Origin of the sequence: Nonomuraea ferruginea (genome assembly GCF_039540635.1) — a bacterium.
Classification (GTDB): domain Bacteria; phylum Actinomycetota; class Actinomycetes; order Streptosporangiales; family Streptosporangiaceae; genus Nonomuraea; species Nonomuraea ferruginea.
This window is the reverse complement of the sequence record NZ_BAABFD010000021.1, coordinates 177,836-197,203: the sequence shown is the minus strand read 5'-3', so window position 1 is coordinate 197,203 and position 19,368 is coordinate 177,836. Positions and strand designations below refer to the sequence as shown.

The 19,368-nt window shown below is 72.1% G+C and carries 18 protein-coding genes and 1 tRNA gene; 13 read left to right on the top strand and 6 right to left on the bottom strand.

Annotated features, from left to right (window positions below; genetic code table 11):
• Both ABD999_RS34510 and ABD999_RS34505 read left to right on the top strand, forming a co-directional pair.
• Positions 1-1,932 (top strand): TRAP transporter permease (locus ABD999_RS34510; protein ID WP_345483090.1); only part of this gene is annotated, 1,932 nt, incomplete at its 5' end.
• Positions 1,929-2,870 (top strand): TAXI family TRAP transporter solute-binding subunit, encoded by a 942-nt coding sequence (locus ABD999_RS34505; protein ID WP_271279261.1) that lies wholly within the window; start codon positions 1,929-1,931, stop codon positions 2,868-2,870. The genes ABD999_RS34510 and ABD999_RS34505, both read left to right, overlap by 4 nt.
• A 448-nt stretch (positions 2,871-3,318) precedes the next feature.
• Here ABD999_RS34505 and ABD999_RS34500 read toward each other — a convergent pair whose 3' ends face one another.
• Both ABD999_RS34500 and ABD999_RS34495 read right to left on the bottom strand, forming a co-directional pair.
• The gene (locus ABD999_RS34500; protein WP_271279262.1) at positions 3,319-4,287 is read right to left on the bottom strand and encodes a magnesium transporter CorA family protein; all 969 of its coding nucleotides are present in this window, start codon (positions 4,285-4,287) and stop codon (positions 3,319-3,321) included.
• Positions 4,288-5,001, bottom strand: a complete 714-nt coding sequence (locus ABD999_RS34495) for a DUF72 domain-containing protein (RefSeq protein ID WP_271279263.1) — start codon at positions 4,999-5,001, stop codon at positions 4,288-4,290.
• Positions 5,002-5,075: 74 nt separating this feature from the next.
• Between ABD999_RS34495 and ABD999_RS34490 the strand changes: the two genes are divergently transcribed.
• Positions 5,076-6,428: a YibE/F family protein gene (locus tag ABD999_RS34490; RefSeq protein ID WP_271279264.1), complete on the top strand. Its 1,353-nt coding sequence runs from the start codon at positions 5,076-5,078 to the stop codon at positions 6,426-6,428.
• A gap of 9 nt (positions 6,429-6,437) precedes the next feature.
• Here the strand turns inward: ABD999_RS34490 and ABD999_RS34485 are convergent, their stop codons facing one another.
• A complete protein-coding gene (locus ABD999_RS34485) occupies positions 6,438-7,295 on the bottom strand; it encodes an NAD(+)/NADH kinase (protein ID WP_271279265.1) in 858 nt (285 codons plus the stop codon).
• 125 nt (positions 7,296-7,420) lie between these two features.
• Here ABD999_RS34485 and ABD999_RS34480 point away from each other — a divergent pair.
• The 5 genes from ABD999_RS34480 (at position 7,421) to ABD999_RS34460 (ending at position 9,854) form a co-directional block, all read left to right on the top strand.
• Positions 7,421-7,494, top strand: a tRNA-Pro gene (locus ABD999_RS34480).
• 135 nt (positions 7,495-7,629) lie between these two features.
• The gene (locus ABD999_RS34475; RefSeq protein ID WP_148032541.1) at positions 7,630-8,055 is read left to right on the top strand and encodes a helix-turn-helix domain-containing protein; all 426 of its coding nucleotides are present in this window, start codon (positions 7,630-7,632) and stop codon (positions 8,053-8,055) included.
• 69 nt (positions 8,056-8,124) lie between these two features.
• Positions 8,125-8,670, top strand: a complete 546-nt coding sequence (locus ABD999_RS34470) for a hypothetical protein (RefSeq protein ID WP_271279266.1) — start codon at positions 8,125-8,127, stop codon at positions 8,668-8,670.
• Positions 8,671-8,675: 5 nt separating this feature from the next.
• Positions 8,676-9,164: a hypothetical protein gene (locus ABD999_RS34465; protein ID WP_345483089.1), complete on the top strand. Its 489-nt coding sequence runs from the start codon at positions 8,676-8,678 to the stop codon at positions 9,162-9,164.
• Positions 9,165-9,491: 327 nt separating this feature from the next.
• The gene (locus ABD999_RS34460; protein WP_261808650.1) at positions 9,492-9,854 is read left to right on the top strand and encodes an STAS domain-containing protein; all 363 of its coding nucleotides are present in this window, start codon (positions 9,492-9,494) and stop codon (positions 9,852-9,854) included.
• Here the strand turns inward: ABD999_RS34460 and ABD999_RS34455 are convergent.
• Positions 9,851-10,570 carry an ANTAR domain-containing response regulator gene (locus ABD999_RS34455; RefSeq protein ID WP_148032547.1) on the bottom strand — a complete coding sequence of 240 codons (720 nt, stop codon included), beginning with the start codon at positions 10,568-10,570 and terminating at the stop codon, positions 9,851-9,853. The genes ABD999_RS34460 and ABD999_RS34455 overlap by 4 nt on opposite strands.
• A gap of 64 nt (positions 10,571-10,634) precedes the next feature.
• Here ABD999_RS34455 and ABD999_RS34450 point away from each other — a divergent pair, with 64 nt between their 5' ends.
• The 3 genes from ABD999_RS34450 (at position 10,635) to ABD999_RS34440 (ending at position 14,294) form a co-directional block, all read left to right on the top strand.
• The gene (locus tag ABD999_RS34450) at positions 10,635-12,461 is read left to right on the top strand and encodes a SpoIIE family protein phosphatase (protein ID WP_271280368.1); all 1,827 of its coding nucleotides are present in this window, start codon (positions 10,635-10,637) and stop codon (positions 12,459-12,461) included.
• A gap of 107 nt (positions 12,462-12,568) precedes the next feature.
• Entirely contained in the window at positions 12,569-13,672 is a 1,104-nt protein-coding gene (locus ABD999_RS34445; protein ID WP_148032548.1) for a glycosyltransferase, read from the top strand.
• 28 nt (positions 13,673-13,700) lie between these two features.
• Positions 13,701-14,294 carry an FMN-binding negative transcriptional regulator gene (locus tag ABD999_RS34440; RefSeq protein ID WP_271280366.1) on the top strand — a complete coding sequence of 198 codons (594 nt, stop codon included), beginning with the start codon at positions 13,701-13,703 and terminating at the stop codon, positions 14,292-14,294.
• Positions 14,295-14,323: 29 nt separating this feature from the next.
• On the opposite strand, the gene ABD999_RS34435 is transcribed toward ABD999_RS34440, so the two are convergent.
• The gene (locus ABD999_RS34435) at positions 14,324-15,376 is read right to left on the bottom strand and encodes a PucR family transcriptional regulator (RefSeq protein WP_345483088.1); all 1,053 of its coding nucleotides are present in this window, start codon (positions 15,374-15,376) and stop codon (positions 14,324-14,326) included.
• 75 nt (positions 15,377-15,451) lie between these two features.
• Between ABD999_RS34435 and ABD999_RS34430 the strand changes: the two genes are divergently transcribed.
• A complete protein-coding gene (locus ABD999_RS34430) occupies positions 15,452-16,369 on the top strand; it encodes a proline dehydrogenase family protein (protein ID WP_271279696.1) in 918 nt (305 codons plus the stop codon).
• A gap of 2 nt (positions 16,370-16,371) precedes the next feature.
• The gene (pruA, locus tag ABD999_RS34425; protein WP_271279695.1) at positions 16,372-17,997 is read left to right on the top strand and encodes an L-glutamate gamma-semialdehyde dehydrogenase; all 1,626 of its coding nucleotides are present in this window, start codon (positions 16,372-16,374) and stop codon (positions 17,995-17,997) included.
• 15 nt (positions 17,998-18,012) lie between these two features.
• Here pruA and ABD999_RS34420 read toward each other — a convergent pair whose 3' ends face one another.
• On the bottom strand, positions 18,013-19,359 hold the full coding sequence (locus ABD999_RS34420; RefSeq protein WP_271279694.1) for a mannitol dehydrogenase family protein: 1,347 nt from the start codon (positions 19,357-19,359) through the stop codon (positions 18,013-18,015).
• Between the last annotated feature and the right edge of the window lie 9 nt (positions 19,360-19,368).

Genomic DNA, 19,368 nt, shown 5'->3' with positions numbered 1-19,368 from the left:
ACCGACCCCCCGGACACCGCCACCCGTCCGGACACCGACCCCCCGGACACCGCCACCCGTCCGGACACCGACCCCCCGGACACTCTCTCCCGCCCGGGCACCGGTCTTCTGGACACCGCCCGCCCGGACACACCTGACGACACGCTGGTCCTCGACCGGACGACCGGGGCGGCGGACGAGCCCGGGCCGGCGCCGGTCGCGGACACGCTTCCGGTGGAGGTCGGGGCGGAGGGTCCGGTGCGCCGGAAAGGCGAGTGGCCGACCGTCGGTGACTGGCTGCTGGCGCTGGCCTCGCTGGCGGTGCTCGTGTACCCGCTGGCGGACATCGAGTCGTTCCGCGATCGAGGGTCGGGCGCGGCGCTGTCCGAGCTGGACGTGATCGCCGGGATAGGGCTGACCCTGCTCCTGCTGGAGGCGGTGCGCCGCACGGTCGGCGCGGTTCTCTCCATCATTTGCGCCATTTTTCTGGCATATGCCTATTACGGCGCGATGCTGCCCGTCGATTGGACGATCGGCCACCGAGGTCTCGACCTCGACCAGATCGTGTCGCAGCTCTATACGGGCACGGAAGGCTTTTTCGGCGTCCCTCTCCAGGTGGCGGCAAGTTACATCATCCTTTTCACCGTCTACGGCGCGGTCCTCGACTACTCCGGCGCCAGCAGGTTCTTCATCGACCTGAGCTTCTCCGCCTTCCGCAGGTCACGCGCCGCCCCCGGCCGCACCGTCACCACCGCCGGATTCCTGCTCGGCACGGTGTCCGGCTCGGGCGTGGCGACCACCGTGAGCCTGGGCAGCGTGGCCTGGCCGGTGCTGCGGCGGGCCGGCTACCCGAGAGAGCCCGCCGGCGGCATCCTCGCGGCCGCCGGCATCGGCGCCATCCTGTCGCCGCCGACACTCGGCGCGGCGGCGTTCATCATCGCGGAGGTCATGCGGGTCAGCTACCTGCAGGTGCTGATCTACGCGACGATCCCGACGATCCTCTACTACCTGGGCATCCTGCTGGCGATCGAGATCGACTCCCGCCGGTTCGGCACGCACGCCGTGCGGGTGGACACGCCCGGCGTCGGCAGGCTGCTGCTGCGCTTCGGCTACCACTTCAGCTCGCTGATCCTGATCGTGGTCCTGATGGCGATGGACCGGTCGGCGTTCCAGTCGGTGGTGATCGCCACCGCGGTCGCGTTCGCCCTGTCGTTCCTGGACCCCGCCCACCGGATGGGCCCGAGGCGGATCGGCCGGGCGCTGGCCAAGGGCACGCTGGAGGTGCTCCCGGTGACCGCGGTGTGCGCGGCGGCGGGCATCATCGTCGGCGTCATCACCCAGACCGGGCTCGGCCTGAACCTGAGCTCGATCATCGTGGACTTCGCCGCGGGCAACCTGATCCTGACCACGGTGATGGCGGCCCTGGCGGTCATGCTGCTCGGCCTGGCGGTGCCGGTGACGGCCAGCTTCATCATCGCAGCGGTGATCATCGCCCCCGCGCTGACGGCTCTCGGCGTGGGGCAGGCCGAGGCGTACATGTTCATCTTCTACTACGCGGTGCTGTCCGAGGTGAGCCCGCCGACCGCGCTGTCGGCGGTCGCGGCCTCCGCCATCACCGGCGGCAACACGTACCGGACCATGATGATGACCTGGCGCTACACGCTGCCGGCCTTCCTCGTGCCGTTCGCGTTCGTGCTCACCCCGCACGGCCAGGCGCTGCTCGGCCAGGGGCCGTTCGGCACCGTGCTGGCCATGACGGCGGTGTCGGCCGTCGCGGTGGCGGCCCTGGCGATGGCCACCGGCGACCTGGCCGGCGCGCCCGAGCGGCTGCTGGCCGCGGTGGCCGCCGTGCTGCTGCTGTTCCTCGAACCCGTCCCGATCGTCGCGGGCCTGGCCGTGCTGGCCGCCGCGGCAGCCGTCCACCTCATCAGAAGAAGGAGCGTCCCAGCGTGAAGCGGATATTTGCGGTGCTCGCCGTGGCCGGCCTGATCGCGGGCTGCGGAGGCGCCGGCGGAGGCTCGGGCAACCGGCTGTCGATCGCCACCGGCGGCACCACCGGCGTCTACTACGTCTACGGCGGCGGCCTGGCCAAGCAGCTGTCGGCCAACATCGCCGACACCCAGGCCACCGCCTCGGTCACCTCCGCCTCCGTCGAGAACATCAAGCTGCTGGCCACCGGCAAGGCCGACATCGGCTTCTCCCAGGCCGACACGGCCGCCGACGCGGTCAACGGCACCGGCTCGTTCACCGAGAAGCAGCCGATCAAGGCGCTGGCCCGGATCTACGACAACTACGCGCACGTGGTGGTCGCCCCGGGCGTGCAGGCCGGGAAGGTGGCCGACCTGAAGGGCAAGACGGTCTCGCTCGGCCCGCCGAACTCCGGCACGCAGGTCGTGGCCAGGCGGATGCTGGAGGCGGCCGGGCTCGACCCCGACACCGACATCAGCAAGCAGCAGCTGTCGATCAACGAGTCGGTGCAGGCCGTCAAGGACGGCACCGTCGACGCGTTCTTCTGGGTCGGCGGCCTGCCCACGGCCGGCGTGGTGGACCTGGCCACCAGCAAGCCCGACATCAAGATCATCGACACCGCCGACGTGCTGGCGGAGATGCAGCGCGAGTACGGCGAGCAGTACGTCGGGCTCGACATCGGCCTGGACGTCTACAAGCTCGAAGGCTCCGTGGAGACGGTCGGCATCGCCAACGTGCTGCTGGTGCCCGACACCATGGACGAGCAGCTGGCCTACGACATCACCCGGACGCTGTTCGAGAAGAAGCAGGAGCTGGTCGCGGTCCACCCGGAGGCCGACAAGCTCGACCCGGCGCTGGCCCAGCAGGTGCGGCCGGTCGCCCTGCACCCCGGCGCGGCCCGCTACTTCAAGGAGAAGGGCTGATCCGGCTGGCCCTCTCGCTCGCCGCGGTGCTGGCCCTCGGCTCCGGCGGCGGGCCGGGCCGTCCGGCCGTCAACGGGCTGGTGCTGCCGCCCTCCGGGGCGTTCGCTCTCGCGTACGTCCATTCGGTCTACCGTGCGCCCTCGGCGGAGCTGTTCACCGCCGAGGGCCGCGGCTTCACCATGCGCGCCGTGGTGTCCACCGGCGGCGGCGTGCTCGACTACTACGCGCTCGACGGGACCCGGTCGCGTACGCCCGAGGGGGCGTGGCTGCTGCGGCTGGCGGCGCCGGCCGCGTACGGCGAGCTGTCGCTGATCGCCACCCCGATCGGGCGCAGGACGCTCGTCGCCGGCGGCCGCTGCCTGCCGCTGCACCCGGCCGGCGGCGCGCGCGAGGTGACGGTGCGGGTCGGCCTGACGCTGGAGGATCGGGGCGTGCCCTGCCCGCCGCCCTACAACCAGTCGTTCTTCTTGAACACCACGTACAGCGCCACCGACACGACGGACACCAGCACCAGCGACATCCAGAACCCCACCGGCTGGCCGGAACCGGGGAACGGCACGTTCTGGCCGTAGAAGCCGGTGATGGCGGTGGGCACCGCGATGATGGCCGCCCAGCCGGTGAGCCGTTTCATGATCTGGTTGAGCCGGAAGCCCTGCTGGGCCAGGCGCGTCTCGCGCATGTTGGCCAGCAGGTCGCGCAGCGACTCCAGCAGCTCGGCGGTGCGCTGCACGTGGTCGTAGACGTCCTGGTAGTAGGGCATCATCTGGGAGCCGCGCAGGATGCCCTGGTCGCGGTGGAGCAGGGTGCCGAAGAGCTCCCGCATCGGCATCACGACCTTGCGGAAATGCGCGGAGGTCTTGCGCAGCTCGTACATCTTCCGCTGCACCTCCCTGGCGTCGGCGGGCCGCTCCTCGAACAGCTCCTCCTCCAGGTCCTCGGCCCGTCCGTCCAGGTCGAGCACCAGCTCCAGCTGGCCGTCGACCACCCAGTCGAGCAGGCCGTGCAGCAGGAACAGCACCCCGTTCGCGGCCAGCGCGGGCGCGGCGTCCCAGCGCCGGACCACCTCGTCCAGGTCGACCGCCGGGTCCAGCCTGACCGTGACCAGGGCGGTCTCGGTGACGAAGACGTCGATCTCGGCCGGGGCGAACCGGTCGCCGTCGAAGCGCATCGCGTACACGGTGATGAACAGGTGGTTGGCGTAGACGTCGGCCTTGGGGCGCTGGTGGTCGGCGAGCACGTCCTCGACGGCCAGCTCGTGCAGGCCCAGCTCGTCGCCGAGCGCGGTCAGCTCCTCAGGCGTCGGCCGGCACAGGTCGATCCAGATCGCGTTGCGGTGGTCGGACACGTGGTCGGAGACCTCGGCGAGGGGGAAGTTCTCCTTCTCCAGCCGGCCGTCCCGATACAGGCGGGTACGCACCTAAAGCAGTCTGGCAAAGCGCGCGGCGTTCCGCACCGCCGCGCCGCCGGGGTCGTTGTTGAAGTACACGTACGCGTCGCGCCAGCCCGCCTCGCGGACCCGCCCGGCCCAGGTCTTCAGCGCCGCGTCCCCGTACGAGAACCCGTCGGCGGCGCGGCCCTGATGAAGCCGCACATATCCCCACGGCGCGGTCCGCCAGAACGGGTTCTGCGGCCGGTTGAGCCGGTCGGCCCAGCACAGGGCGGCCTCGCGGGCCTCCAGGATCGCCCGGGTCTCGCCGGTCCACCACGACTCGTGCCGGAACTCCACGGCCAGCCTGACATGCCCGGGGAAGCAGCTCAGGCAGCGTTCCAGCCGGCCGGGGTCGGCCCGCAGCGTGGGCGGGAGCTGCAGCAGGATCGGGCCGAGCGTGCCGCCGAGCCCCGACACGGCCGCCATCAGTCTGGCGACGGGCTCCTCGGGCTCGTCCAGCCGCTTGATGTGGGTGAGGTAGCGGCTGGCCTTGACCGCCATGACGAAGCCGTCGGGGGTGCGCTCGCGCCAGCCGGCGAACGTCTCCGGCTTCGGCAGCCGGTAGAACGCGTTGTTGTTCTCGACCGTGGGGAAGGTCTCCGCGTACGTCTCCAGCCAGCGCCGCTGCGGCACCCCCTCGGGATAGAGGACGCCGCGCCAGTCCGCGTACTGCCACCCCGAGGTGCCCACGAGCGTCGCCATTCCGATGGCCTACCCACCCCGTCCACGTGCAGTACTGTCGCACTCGCCGACCGGACGAGGAGGTCTGATCAGGGATGGGCGCCAACCACGCGCACGATCATGCGCACGGCACCGCGGTGCCCGCCTCACGGCGGGCCGTCGTGGCCACGCTGGCCGTTCTGCTGCCGCTGGCGGCCGTCACGCTGGCGGCGCTGGTGCTGCTGTGGCCGGACGGGCGTCCGGAGGCGCCCCAGGAGCAGACCGGGTTCCAGCGGGTGGCCGGCACGATCACCGCGGTGGCGCTGGAGCCGTGCGGTGAGACGCAGCCCGGCGCGCCCGAGCCGCACCCGGCGACCTGCGGCAAGGCGACCGTCACCGTCGGCGAGGGGCGCGACGAGGGCCGCCAAGTCACCCTGTCGCTGCCCAGCGGGCCGGGCTCCCAGCGCTTCACCGCGGGCGACGACGTGGTGCTGCTGCACAACCCGCAGGCCGAGGAGGGCATGCCGGCCTACCAGCTGTCCGACCACGACCGGTCGGCGCCGCTGCTGCTGCTCGGGGCGGCGTTCGCGCTGGCGGTGATCGCGTTCGGGCGCTGGCGGGGGCTGACGGCGCTGCTGGGGCTGGCGATCACGTTCGTGCTGCTGCTGACGTTCGTGATCCCCGGCATCCTGGGCGGCGAGCCGCCGATGCTGGTCGCGATCGTGGGCGCCTCGGCGATCATGCTGTCGGTGCTGTTCCTGACGCACGGGTTCACGCTGGCGACCTCGATGGCGGTGCTCGGCACGCTGGCCAGCCTCGCCGTGACCGGCGTGCTCTCGTACGCGGTGATCGGGGTCGCCAAGCTGAGCGGCATCACCGACGACAGCTCGTTCACCCTCGACATGAGCATGTCCATCGACACGCAGGGGCTGCTGCTGGCGAGCATCATGATCGGCGCGCTGGGGGTCCTGGACGACGTGACGGTCACCCAGTCGGTGACCGTGTCCGAGCTGGCAGCGGCCAACCCGTCCTACGGGTTCCGCCGCCTCTACCGGGCGGGCAGCCGGATCGGCAGGGCGCACATCGCGTCGGTCATCAACACGATCATCCTGGCGTACGCGGGGGCGTCGCTGCCGCTGCTGCTGCTGTTCAGCATCGGCGAGCAGCCGCTGGGCGAGGTGCTGACGACGCCGGTCATCGCCCAGGAGGTGGCCCGCAGCGTCGTGGGCACGCTGGGGCTCATCTCCGCCGTGCCGATCACCACCGCGCTGGCCGCCCTCGTCACCTCCCGCCACGCGAACCCGTCCGGCGCCGCCTCCGGCGAACCGGAGCCCGCGCCCCGGCCCTCCGGAGAGTCCTTCTTCGCCGACGACACCCCGCGGGCTCCCCTTCCCGGGCCGGACGGCCCGTACGGCGACCGGCCGCTCCCTCGCCGCGCCCGCCACCGCCGCGCCGGCTCCCCGCCGTAGAGGGCGGGCTCAGGCGATCTCGGCGCTGCCGTCGACCCGGAGCTTGCGGCGGGCGCGCTCGTAGAAGGTGGTGCCCAGGCGCACCACCTTGGCGGCTCCCGGGCAGGCCGTCACCGTGATCCGGTCGCCGGGGCCGAGGCGGCCCACCACCCTGCCGTCCAGCTCGACGGCGAGCTGCCCGCTGGACGGCAGGAGCTCCAGTCTGACCTCCTCGTCCGCCGGCAGCACCAGCGCCCGGTTGAACGCCGAGTGCGCCGCCGCGGGCACCACCAGCACCGCCTCCACCCGCGGCGAGACCACCGGCCCGCCCGCGGAGAAGCTGTACGCGGTGGACCCGGTGGAGGTGGCCACGATCACCGCGTCGGCGGCGTAGTTGACGAACGGGTTGCCGGCCGCGGTGACGGTCACCGCCGCCAGCCCGTCGCCCGGGAAGCGCACCAGGGCGATGTCGTTGAACGCCATCAGCTCCTGATTTCCGAGCCTGGTGCGGACCGCCATCCGCGGCTCCACGGTGTGGCGGTTGTGGTCGATCGCCGAGAGCGTCTCCGACAGCTCGGCCACGTCGATCTCGGCGAGGAAGCCCAGCCGCCCCAGGTTGACGCCGAGCACCGGGGTGCCGCGACCGGCGATCAGCCGCATCGTGCGCAGCATCGTGCCGTCGCCGCCCAGGCTCACCACCAGGTCGGCCCGCTCCACCAGCGTCTCGCCGTCGACCGCCACCGCGCTGCAGTCGATCCGCCCCACCTCCTCGGGCAGCCCGAGCACCGTGACGTCCCGACCGGCGGCCCAGCCGAGGATGATGTCGATCGCCTCCTTGGAGTCGCGCTGAGGATGCAGCACCAGCCCGACCGTCCCGACCATGCCCATGGGGACACTCTAGGGTCCGCTCTCAACAGGCGGACCGGCGGAAAGGTGGCGCCGAGAGGTCCGTGGCGCATGGTAATGTTTTCCCCGCGGAGCAGAGCGAGAAGCTCGGCCACGCGACAGCACCACGGGATGTAGCGCAGCTTGGTAGCGCACTTGACTGGGGGTCAAGGGGTCGCAGGTTCAAATCCTGTCATCCCGACGTTAAAGCCCTGATGGGGAGCGATTCTCATCAGGGCTTCGTCGTCTCTGGCGCCGCGACGTCGGCGAGATCGTCCGCACCCGCCGGCGCCGGTGGTTCTCTTGCGCGTCCGCACGTCATGCCCGGAGGTGGCCCATGGGGCGCAGGCCGACGATCGACCGCGACGAGCTGGCCAGGCTGGTCGCCCGCGGGCTGAGCGTGCAGGAGCTGGCCGCCCATTTCGGGGTGAGCGAGTCCGGGGTGCTGCAGGCCAAGCGGGCCGCGGGGCTGGCCAAGCCGATGCTCGACCACAGCCGGGCGCTGCCGTGGAAGCTGGAGCGAGCCCACTCCCAGTCCGGCCCCGCCACCAACCTGCGCAACCTGTCGGCGGCGGCGCAGGGCAGGCCGCCCGCGCCCGAGCGGCTCAACACCGCGCTGCGGTGGGCCAAGCGGCTGGTCGACGCCGGGCTCGACGTCGGCTACGACCCGGCGACCGGCTTCGTGGAGATCCCTGCGGCCCCTGACGGCTCCCACGTCGCAGCCGTGCTGGAAGCCGCCAGAAAGGCCCTGGAAGAGGGCTGAAGGCGGCGTTTCACCGGCGCTTCGCTGGGCAGTTCGCGGTCTCAACAGAAGAGACCGGAGGCGAACAATATGGACACCTTGATCTGGGTGGCCCTCGTCGTGGTCGCGATCGCGGCGGTCGCCGCGGTGGCCTACGTGGTCGTGCAGCAACAGCGCCGCAGCCGGTTGCGCGACCGTTTCGGCCCCGAGTACGAGCGCACGATGGCCGAGCACGACACCAAGCGCGAGGCCGAGCAGGAGCTGATCGCCCGCGAGCAGCGCCACGCCGAGCTGGACATCAAGCCGCTTCCCGAACAGTCACGTGACGACTACGCCCACCGGTGGGCCGAGGTGCAGGAGCGCTTCGTGGACGCCCCCGAATCCGCCGTGGCGGAGGCCGATCAGCTGGTGACGGCGGTCATGGCCGAGCGCGGCTACCCGACGGAGGACTTCCGCCAGCGGATCGCCGACCTGTCGGTGGGGCACGCCGAGACGCTGACCCACTACCGGAAGGCGCACGACATCAGCGAGCGCGCGACCCGCAAGGAGGCCTCGACCGAGGACCTGCGCCAGGCGATGGTCCACTATCGCGCGCTCTTCGAGGAATTACTGCACGAGACGACCCGAGGACGGTGACGGGTATGAACGACGAGCTGAACGTGCCGTCGCAGCGCTCCGACCAGCAGGTACGGAACGACCGCGACGACGAGTACACCACGGACGACAAGACCGGCGGCACCCACCGGGAGCCGTACGGCAGGAATGACGAGGACGTGCTGGTCGTGTCGGACAGGCACACCACCAATGACACCGGCCCCCACCCAGCCCCCGGTGACCCGGACCCGCTCCAGGACAGCACGGCGCACGCCGACCCGCTCCAGGACAGCACGGCGCACGCCGATCCCCTCCATGACGGCACGGCGGACACCGACCCCCTTCATGACGCGGCCCGGGATCCCGACCCCGACTCCCCGTATGACGGACCGCACGACACGGTGACGGCGACCGAGCAGGTGACCGCGGCCGGCCCCGGGCCCGCCCAGCCCGCCGAGGATCCCCCCTCGCACGCCGCTCCCCAGGCGTTCCCCCTGTTCGCCTGGAGGAGGTCCTCCAGCGGCTCGCCGCGGTAGCGGTACCGCCGGGCGATCTCCATCGCCAGCGGCCGGTGCATCTCCACGATGCGCTCGCGAAGCCGTTCTCTGAGACTGTCGGGGGTTCCTTCCCCGACCATCTCGGCCAGGAGCTCTTCGGCGGTCATCTCTTCGAGGACGAGTTCCTGCACAGCCATCGCTGCTCCTCTATGGGGTGGCAGGCGGCCTCTGTAACAGGAAAAGCCCATACAGAGGCACGCCTCGCTCAACGTTCGAGACGAAAGCCCTCTGCTGGACTTCGGACACCAGTATGCCCTACTCCCGAAGGAGTATTCCTCTCTACTTCAGTGACAGTAAGGTTGCCCCGTGACAGTGCCCGAGAATGGCGAGGGGTCCACGGCCGCCCTGAGCCTGACGTCGTCCACCGTTGACGAGATTGCCGTGATCAGGGTCGACGGTGTGCTCGACGCCACGACGCGCGAGCAGTTCGCGGACTACCTCTCCCTGGCGGGGCCGGACCTGATACTCGACCTGGCCGGGGTGACGTTCATGGACTCGCGAGCGCTGGGGCTGATCGTCCATCACTGGCAGACCAGCCTCAGCTCGGGCGCGAAGTTCGCGCTCATCGGCGTCGAGTACGCCAAGTCCAAGGTGATGTGGATCACCGGCCTGGCGCAGCGGCTGCCGATCTACGACACCCTCGACGACGCTCTGGCGGCGATCGGCTAGCGGCGGCGGTTCTTGCGCTGATGCTCCTCGACCAGGAGCCTGGCCAGGTCGGCCACCTTGACCTGGTGGTGCTGGGAGATCCTGCGCAGTTCGTCGAAGGCGGCCTCGGCGGTGCATCCGCTGGTCTGCATGATGATGCCCTTGGCCTGGTCGATGAGGGCGCGCCCGGCCAGTGCCTCCTGGAGCTGGGCGGCGTCCGTACGGACCTCGTCGAAGTCCGACATGTTGGCCATGGCGACGCCGACCTGCTCGGTCAGCATCTCCGCCAGCGACTGCGCCCCCTGCGGCGAGAACGCGTCGCGCCGCACCGAGTAGAGGCCGACGACCAGCAGCGCGGGCGGCACCTTGATGGGCACGGCGAGCACCGAGCGGACCCCGCAGCGGGTGGCCAGGGCGGCGTAGCGCGGCCAGCGGGTGTCGGTGAGCACGTCGGCGACGGCCACCCGGGCGCCGGTCTGGCGGGCCTCGGTGGAGGGGCCCTCGCCGATCTCACGCTCGCCCTCGACGAGGGTGATCAGTTCGCTGTGCGAGCCGGAGGTCAGGACGCGCCGGTCGCGCCAGTGTTCGGCCGACCCGCCCGAGCATCCGGGGACACCCGCCGCGAGCGCGGTGGTCAGGCCGCGCAGCACGGTCTCGGTGGAGGTGTCCTCTCCCAGTCTGCCCAGCGTCGCCAGGTCGCGGGCCAGCCCGGGAGTGATCATCGCGGTGGATTCCATAGCAGCAAGCATCTACCCCTTATGGCTACCATTATCCCGGGTGGCGTAGCGTCGGAGGGTGAGCATGCCGGACCTCGAACACGCCTTGGACGCACTGACCGGGCGGGTCTCGTCGTTGCGTGAGGCGAGGGCGGCCTACCCCTCGGACCTCGCGCCCACTCTGGACGCCGCCCTGGCGGAGCTCGACACCGCCGTGGAGCTGCTGGCCGAGGCGCGCGAGCAGCTCAGCAGGGGGCCCAGGAGGCAGTCCGGCAAGAAGGACGGCTCCCAGCGGGAGCTGAAGCTGCTGCGGCAGGTGTTCCGGGCCTTCCCCGTGCCGGTCATCGTGCTCGACGGCGGCGGCACGGTCCGGCGGATCAATCCCGAGACCTCGCGGCTGCTGGGCAGCCCTGACGGCTATCTCGTGGGCCGGTCCTTCCCGCTGCTGGTGGACGTGTCGAGGCGGGCGGCGTTCCGGTCCCATCTGACGGCGGTGCTGAGCACCGGCCAGCCGGCCGCGTTCGAGACCAGGCTCGCCCACCAGGGACGCACGCATCTCGCGCAACTGGCCATGGCGCGGCTCACCATGCCGGGCGAGCCGCAGCAGATGGTGGCGGTGGTGGCGCTGCCGATCGAGGTGCAGCTGCCCGAGCCGGGCGACAGGCGGCCGGAGGAGGCCGACGGCACGGCGCTGCTGGCGGCGGCCAGGCGGCAGGATCTGCTGTCCAGGATGGCCGCCCTGCTCCTGGACGAGGAGGCGCTGCGCCGGCCGGTGGCGCTGCCGCGCGCCACCCGGCTGCTGGCGGCCGAGTGGGCCGACTGGGTGGTGGCCGACGTCGTGCGCGACGGGCTGCCGCGGCGCTCGATCGTGATGGGGCCGAAGAACCTGCCGGTGAACGAGGTGATCCGGCAGGTGGAGTCGAGCGACCCGGCCGGCGCCCAGGTGGTCGCCCAGGTGCTGGAGCGCGGCTCCGGCGTGGTGTTCGAGATGGTCGACGACGAGTCGCTGCTCGGCTTCTGCGCCGACGGGCCGGTGCTGACGGCGATGGGCGCGGGCTCGCTGCTGTGCGTGCCGATCGGCGGCGGCGACGGGGTGCTGACGCTGGTGCGCACGCACGACCGCCAGCCGTTCACCCTGGCCGACCTGAGCGTCATGCAGGAGGTGGGGCTGCAGCTCGGCATGGCGGTACGCGCCCAGAACAGCTTCCAGAGCCGCTCGCGGGCGGCCGACGCGCTGACGGCCAGCGTGGTCCCGCGCAGCCTGCCCAACGTGCCCGGCTACGAGGCGGCGGCCGTCTACCACCCCGGCTCCTCGGTGGGCGCGGAGTTCTACGACGTGTTCCCGCTCCCCGGCGGCTGGGGGTTCGCCCTGGGCGGCGCGGCCGGCAAGGGCGAAGAGGCCGCCTCGGTCAGCGCGATGGTGCGCGGCGGGCTGCGGGTGCTGAGCGTCTGGGAGCAGGACCCGGACCCGGTGGTGCGCAAGGTGAACGAGGCGCTGGTGGAGCAGAGCACCGGCCTGTTCGTGATGGCGGTGGCCGGGTTCGTGAAGGGCCGGAGGATCCGCATGTCGTCGGCCGGCCATCATCCGGCCGCGCTGGTGCAGCCCGACGGCTACGTGCGCTTCACGGCGGGCGGCGGGGTGCCGCTGGGCATCGCGGCCGAGGCGGAGACCTGCACCGAGGAGATCACGCTCGGCGTGGGCGAGACGATGGTGCTCTACTCCGAGGGGCTCATCTCGTCCAGGAACGACAAGGGCGAGCCGTACGGCGAGGAGCGGCTGGCCGACGTGCTGAGCAGATGCGCAGGTCAGGCGCCGTCGGCCGTGGTCAAGGCCATCGAGGCCGACCGCAACACGTTCTCCGGCGGGCAGGTGTGGGACGAGATCGTGGTCCTCGCTCTTCGAGGCGTCTGATTGGCATGGGTTTGCGAACACCGGGAATACGGGTATTGTCGGCTTAGACACAGACGTGCCTAAGACGCAGGCACACCTTGAAAGCTTTTTTCACGCTGAGGTGTGCCATGAATATCGCGATCGTCGCTTCTGGTTCCGGCAACAAGCGCCACCACATTCTCTCCGTAGCCCGCGAGCTCGGGCGCGATCACCACGTCACCATCTATTCCCGCCGTAACAGTGATGAGGGCAAGCCCAAGACGCGGGTGGCCCCGGGTGTCACGGTGGAACACATCGACGTGGGCCCGGCTCGTGACCTCAGCCCGGCCGATGTGGTGCCCTATCTGAACGACGTCGGCGAGTATCTGAGCAAGCGGTGGCGGCAGGACCGCCCCGACGTGATCCACGCGCACTCCTGGACCAGCGGCCTGGCCGCCGTCACAGGCTCCAAGGACCTGGACGTTCCGGTGACGCACACCTTCCACACCGTGGATCCCGCGCGTCTGCCCCTGGAACGGGCACTCGGCCGCCGCGCCAGGGCCGTCATCGCCGGCTCGGGCGACGAGGAGTCGGCGTTGATCCGCATCGGCGTGCCGCGCAACCACATCGCCGTGGTGCCGTACGGCGTCGACACCGAGCGCTTCCACCGCCGGGGCGTCACCGCCTCGCGCGGCACCAGCAAGCGGCTCCTGCACGTGGGCCCGCTCACCAGTGACCGCGGCGCGCAGACCATCGTGCGGGCCCTGCAGGGCCTTCCCGACGTCGAGCTCGTGCTGGCCGGCGGGCCCGCGCCCGAACTGCTCGACGAGGACGCGGACGTGCGCCGGCTGCGCGCGCTGGCCGAGCAGCTCGGCGTGGCGTCCCAGGTGACCCTGCTCGGCCAGGTCAAGCGGGCGGCGGTGCCCAAGCTCATGCGCAGCGCCGACGCGGTCGTGACGGTGCCGCGCGAGGCGCCGACCGGCATCGTGGCGCTGGAGGCGATGGCCTGCGGCGTGCCGGTGATCGCCTCGTCCGTCGGCGCCCACCTCGACTCCGTCATCGACGGCGTCACCGGGCTGCTGGTGCCGCCGGACCGCCCGTCGCGCACCGCCAGGCTGGCCCGCGAGCTGCTCACCGACCCCACGCTGCGCACCGCGCTCGGCTACGCCGGCGCCGACCGCGCCCGCTCCCGCTACTCGTGGGAGCGCGTCAGCCAGGAGCTGGTCCGGGTGTACGAGGCCGCCTGCGCCTGACCCGTCGCCCGTCGCCTATCGTCGTGCCATGCTGATCCACCCCTGGGACGCGGGCGACGACGAGCGGTCCGTCGCCTACCTGAAGGACAACCAGTTCGGGCACCTGATCGCCGCCGGCAGGGGCAGGGACCTGCCGGTGGTGGTGCCCACCCAGTTCCTGCTGCGGGACGAGCGGACGATCTGGCTGCATCTCGCGCGGCCCAACCCCATCTGGCCCGCCATCGAGGAGAACCCCAAGGTCCTCCTGTCGGTGGCGGGCCCTTGGACGTACGTCCCCGGCAAGTGGCGTGCCGAGAGCGGCGCCGACCCGTCGCTCGGCGTGCCCACCACGTACTACTCCTCGGTCCAGCTCGTCTGCCACGCCGAGATCGTCACCGACCCCGAGGGCAAGCTGGAGATCCTGCGCGCCCAGCTCGCCGACCAGGAGCCGGGGCACGGCGACCCCGCGCGGATGCCGCGGCTGCTCGCGGGGCTGCTGGGGCTGCGGCTGGCGGTGGAGGAGATCCGCGGCAAGTTCAAGTACGACGGGCACAAGGACGCCGGACTGCGCGAACGGGTGGCCGCCGAACTGGCCGCCCGCGGCGGCCCCGGCGACGAGGCCGCACTGCGCCACCTGGCCTGACCCCCGCCACAGCCGCCTGAGCAGGGCGGTCAGCGCAGGTGGGACGCTTTGAGTCCCAGGTGGACGGTGAGCCGGTCGTCGCCGTCGGACAGGTCGCGGCCGGTGAGCCGTTCGGCCTTGCCCAGCCGGTAGTAGAGCGTCTGCCGGTGGATGCCGAGCTCGGCGGCGGCCTTCTGGGCGTGGCCGCCGAGGTCGAGGTAGACCTCGACGGTGCGGGCCAGCTCCGGGTCGAACGGCGCCACCGCCTCGGCCAGCTCGCGCAGGTCGCCTACGCCGAGCCGGGCCAGCAGCCGGTACGCGCCCAGCTCCTCCCAGCGGGCGACCGGCGCGTGCCGGGGGAAGTTCTCGGCCACGCGCAGCGCCTGCCGCGCCTCCCGCCAGCTCAGCCAGGCGTCCGCCGGGTCGGCCCGGGCCGCGCCGATGCCCGCGGCCGTCCCGTACGCGCCCTGGACCGTCCGCGCGACCTCGGCGGCGAGGTGCGCGGGGGCGAGCAGCGCGACCGGGGAGCCGGCGCGGGCGAGCACCCCGCGCGGGAGCGTCCACAGCGCGGCGGCGCGCTCCTCGGACTCGCGCACCGCGACGGCGGCCACCGGGCCGGACATCTCCGGGGAGGCGGCGGCCCGTTCCTGCGGGTCGGGCGACAGCAGCGCGTCGAGCCGGCGGCCCAGGTCCTGGCGGCTCCTGGCCTCGTGGGCGAGCGCGGCGGCGGCCCTGGTGACCAGCGGGGCGACGCGGTACAGCCGGGTGTCGGCGAGGCTGCCGGAGTCGAGCAGCCACAGGTAGCCGTAGGTGACGTCGCCGTGGCGCAACGGCCAGCAGATCCTGGCCAGCACCTTGAGCCGGTCGTCGGCCGGGATCCGGACGGGGCCGTCGGCCCGGGCGATGCCGTAGCGTTCGAAGTAGTCGCGCACCTCCTGCGAGGCGCGCCGGCGCAGGATCGACTCCTGGCGGACGGTGTCGATGTCGCCGTGCTGCGCCCCGTACGCGAGCAGGCGGAACGAGCGGTCCTCCAGCGTCGCGGAAGCGCCGAGCAGGCCCGCGATCTCGTCGACGATCTCCTGCAGATCAGCGGTGTTGTGCATGTGTATGACAGCCTGCCACACCTGGCGTTACTCGCGTCCATAGACCTCTCTGACCTGCGGTTTTAGCCTGGAGGCATGTTGGGACAAGTGCTGCTCGCCGCTTCGGGGAGCCGGCTGGTGCGCCGGTCCGTGTCGGGCTTCCCGCTCACGCGCAGGGTCGTCGACCGCTTCGTCGCCGGTGAGAGCGTGCCGGAGGCCCGTGAGGCGATCCTCCGGCTGCTCGGGACCGGCCTGTCCGTGACCGTCGACCATCTCGGCGAGGAGACCCGCGACGCGGGTGACGCCGCCGCCATCGCCAAGGCGTACCTCACGCTGCTGGAGGAGCTGCGCCCGCTGGAGCTGGGCCGCGCCGCCGAGGTGTCGGTGAAGCTGTCGGCCGTCGGGCAGGCGCTCGACGAGGACCTGGCGCTGGAGCACGCGCGGGCCGTCTGCGCCGCCGCCGCGGCGGGCGGCTCCACCGTCACGCTCGACATGGAGGACCACACCACGGTCGACTCCACGCTGCGGATCCTGCGCGAGCTGCGCCGCGAGCACCCCTCGACGGGCGTGGCCGTCCAGGCCTACCTGCACCGCAGCGAGGACGACTGCCGCGCCCTCGCCCACGAGGGGTCGCGCGTGCGGCTGGTCAAGGGCGCCTACCGGGAGCCCGCCACGGTCGCGTACCAGGGCAAGGCGGACGTGGACAAGGCGTACGTGCGATGCCTGCGGATCCTCATGGCGGGGAAGGGGTATCCCATGGTGGCGACGCACGACGACCGGCTGATCTCCATCACCGAACTGCTCGCCGACCGCCACGGCCGCTCCCGTGGCGACTACGAGTATCAGATGCTGTACGGGATCCGCACGGACCGGCAGGAGGCCCTGGCCGGAGCCGGTCACACGGTCCGCGTCTACGTGCCCTACGGCGCCGACTGGTACGGCTACTTCATGCGCCGGCTGGCCGAGCGCCCCGCGAACGTCGCCTTCTTCCTTCGTGCCCTTGGAGGCAAGTGATTATGGATGCCATCAGCAACGTGCCGGCCCCGGCCAACGAGCGGGTTCTCGGGTACGCGCCCGGCAGCGCGGAGCGCGCGGCCCTGGAGTCCCGGATCAAGGAGCTGTCCGGCGCCTCGCTCGACCTGACCATGACCATCGGCGGCGAGCAGCGGCCCGGCGGCGGCAAGCCCATCGACGTGGTGCAGCCGCACAACAAGGCCGCGGTGCTCGGCCGCACCCGCGAGGCGGGCGCGCAGGACGTGCGGGCCGCGATCGACTCGGCGCTGGCCGCCGCCCCGGCCTGGCGCGCGCTGCCGTTCGACGAGCGGGCAGCGATCTTCCTGAAGGCCGCCGACCTGCTGTCGGGGCCGTGGCGGGCGACGCTCAACGCGGCCACGGTGCTCGGCCAGTCGAAGTCCGTCCAGCAGGCGGAGATCGACGCCGCCTGCGAGCTGATCGACTTCCTGCGGTTCAACGTGGCCTACGCCCGGCAGATCTACGCCGACCAGCCGATCTCCTCGCCCGGCGTGTGGAACCGGATGGAGTACCGCCCGCTCGAAGGGTTCGTGCTGGCGATCACGCCGTTCAACTTCACCGCCATCGCCGGCAACCTGCCGACCTCGGCCGCGCTGATGGGCAACGTGGTGGTGTGGAAGCCGTCGCCGACGCAGCAGTTCGCCGCGCACTTCACGATGCGGCTGCTGGAGGAGGCCGGGCTGCCGCCGGGCGTCATCAACCTGGTGACCGGCTACGGCGAGGCGGTCTCCGAGGTGGCGCTGACCCACCCCGATCTGGCCGGCATCCACTTCACCGGCTCGACCGCCACCTTCCAGCACCTGTGGCGCACGGTGGGCGAGAACATCGCCTCCTACCGCGGCTACCCGCGCCTGGTCGGCGAGACGGGCGGCAAGGACTTCGTGCTGGCCCACCCGTCGGCCGACCCGGCGGTGCTGTCGACGGCGCTGATCAGGGGCGCCTTCGAGTACCAGGGCCAGAAGTGCTCGGCGGCGTCGCGGGCGTACGTGCCGCGCTCGGTGTGGGACCGGATGCGCGACGACTTCGTGGCCGTGGCCGAGTCGCTGACCGTGGGCGACGTGGCGTCGGACCTGTCGGCGTTCATGGGCGCGGTGATCGACGAACGGGCCTTCGCCAAGCACAAGGCCGCCATCGACCGGGCGCGCTCGGCCTCGCACATCGACGTGCTGACGGGCTCGTACGACGACTCGACCGGCTATTTCGTGAAGCCGACCATCCTGGAGTCGGCGGACCCGACCGACGAGATCTTCGTCAAGGAGTACTTCGGGCCGATCCTGGGCGTGCACGTCTACGACGACGCCGACTTCGACGCGGTGCTCACCCAGATGGAGGGCATCTCGCCGTACGCGCTGACCGGCGCGTTCATCGCCCAGGACCGCTACGCCATCGCGGCGGCGTCGGAGAAGCTCCGCTTCGCGGCGGGCAACTTCTACGTCAACGACAAGCCGACCGGGGCGGTCGTGGGCCAGCAGCCGTTCGGCGGCGCCCGCGCGTCGGGCACCAACGACAAGGCGGGCTCGATGTACAACCTGGTCAGGTGGGTCAGCGCCCGCGCGGTCAAGGAGTCGTTCACCCCGCCGACCGACCACCGCTACCCGCACATGGGCTGAGAGCGGTGATCTCGGTCAGGACACTCTGACGCGGTCGAAGCGGGTGGCGGCGTCGCGGACCGCCGCCACCAGCGTGTCGTCGGCGCCGAGCTCCGGGTCGAGCGCGTCCAGGACGCGGTGGGCGCCTTCGGCCAGCGGGCCGGCCGCGAGCACGGTCAGCTCGGCCGCGCGCGGGTCGCTGACCGGGGCGCCGTGGCCGCGCAGATGGCTGATCCAGGCGGCCAGGATGAGCGCCGCCCCTTCCGGCACGCGACCGGCGGCGCGTTCGGCGCGCAGCACGGGCAGGACGCGTTCCGGCAGCTTGCGCGAGCCGTCCGCGGCGATCCTGGCGAGGCTGTGGCGGATGCGCGGGTTGGCGATCCGCTCCAGCAGCGCCTGGCGGTACGCGTCCAGGCCGGCGGCGGCCCGGCCGAGATGCCGTCCGGCCTCCGACCACCACCGTTCCAGCCAGCCGCGGCAGGCGTCGTCGCCGATCGCCTCCGCCAGCGTGGCGTGCTCGCGGATCGAGCCGGCGTAGGCGAGCAGCGAGCAGGAGCCGTTGACCAGCCACTGCTTGCGATGCTCGTACGGGGTGAGGTCGGCGGTCAGCAGGGCGCCGGCGTCCTCCCAGCGCGGGCGGCCGGCCGGGAACCGGCCTGCCAGCACCCACTCGGCGTACGGCTCGGCGGTGACCGGGACGCGGTCGTCGCGGCCGGTGGCCTCGGCGACGGCGCGCAGCCCGGACGGGCCGGTGTGCGGGGTGACCCGGTCGGCGACGGTGGCGACGACGGACACGTTCTCGTCCAGCCAGCCGGTCAGCTCCTGATTGACCTCGTCGGCCATCTCGTACAGCAGGCGGGACAGGATGGCGCCGTTGCCGGCCGTGTGGTCGCACGCCACCAGCGTGACCGGGCCCGCGTCGGCGCGGCGGCGGGCGGCGAGGCCAGCGAGCAGCCGGCCGCGGGTCGTGCGCACCGGCGCGGCCGGGTCGGCGCGCAGGGCCGCCACGTCCTCCCGGACGTCCGGGTGGTCGCGGGCGCCGAGCTCGGTGATGGTGACGGCGGCCACCTCGGGCGCGCGGAACAGGCGCAGCAGGGCGTCGTGGTCGGTCGCTGGCCACGCCTCGGACACGGTCGCGATCACCTCGAACCGGTCGCCGTGGGCGCTCCTGGTGATGAGCGTGTAGAGGCCCTGCTGGGCGGCGAGCCGGTCCGACGCCTCGTGCCCGCCGAAGGCGGCGAAACCCCACTCCTCGCCGTCGGGCGCGTGCTCGGTGTACCAGGCCTGATGGGCGCGGAAGAAGTCACCGAGCCCGAGGTGGATCAGCCGGACGGGCGCCGCGGGGCGGGCCGCGCCGGCGCGGCGGGACAGTTCGCTGCTCATGATCAGACC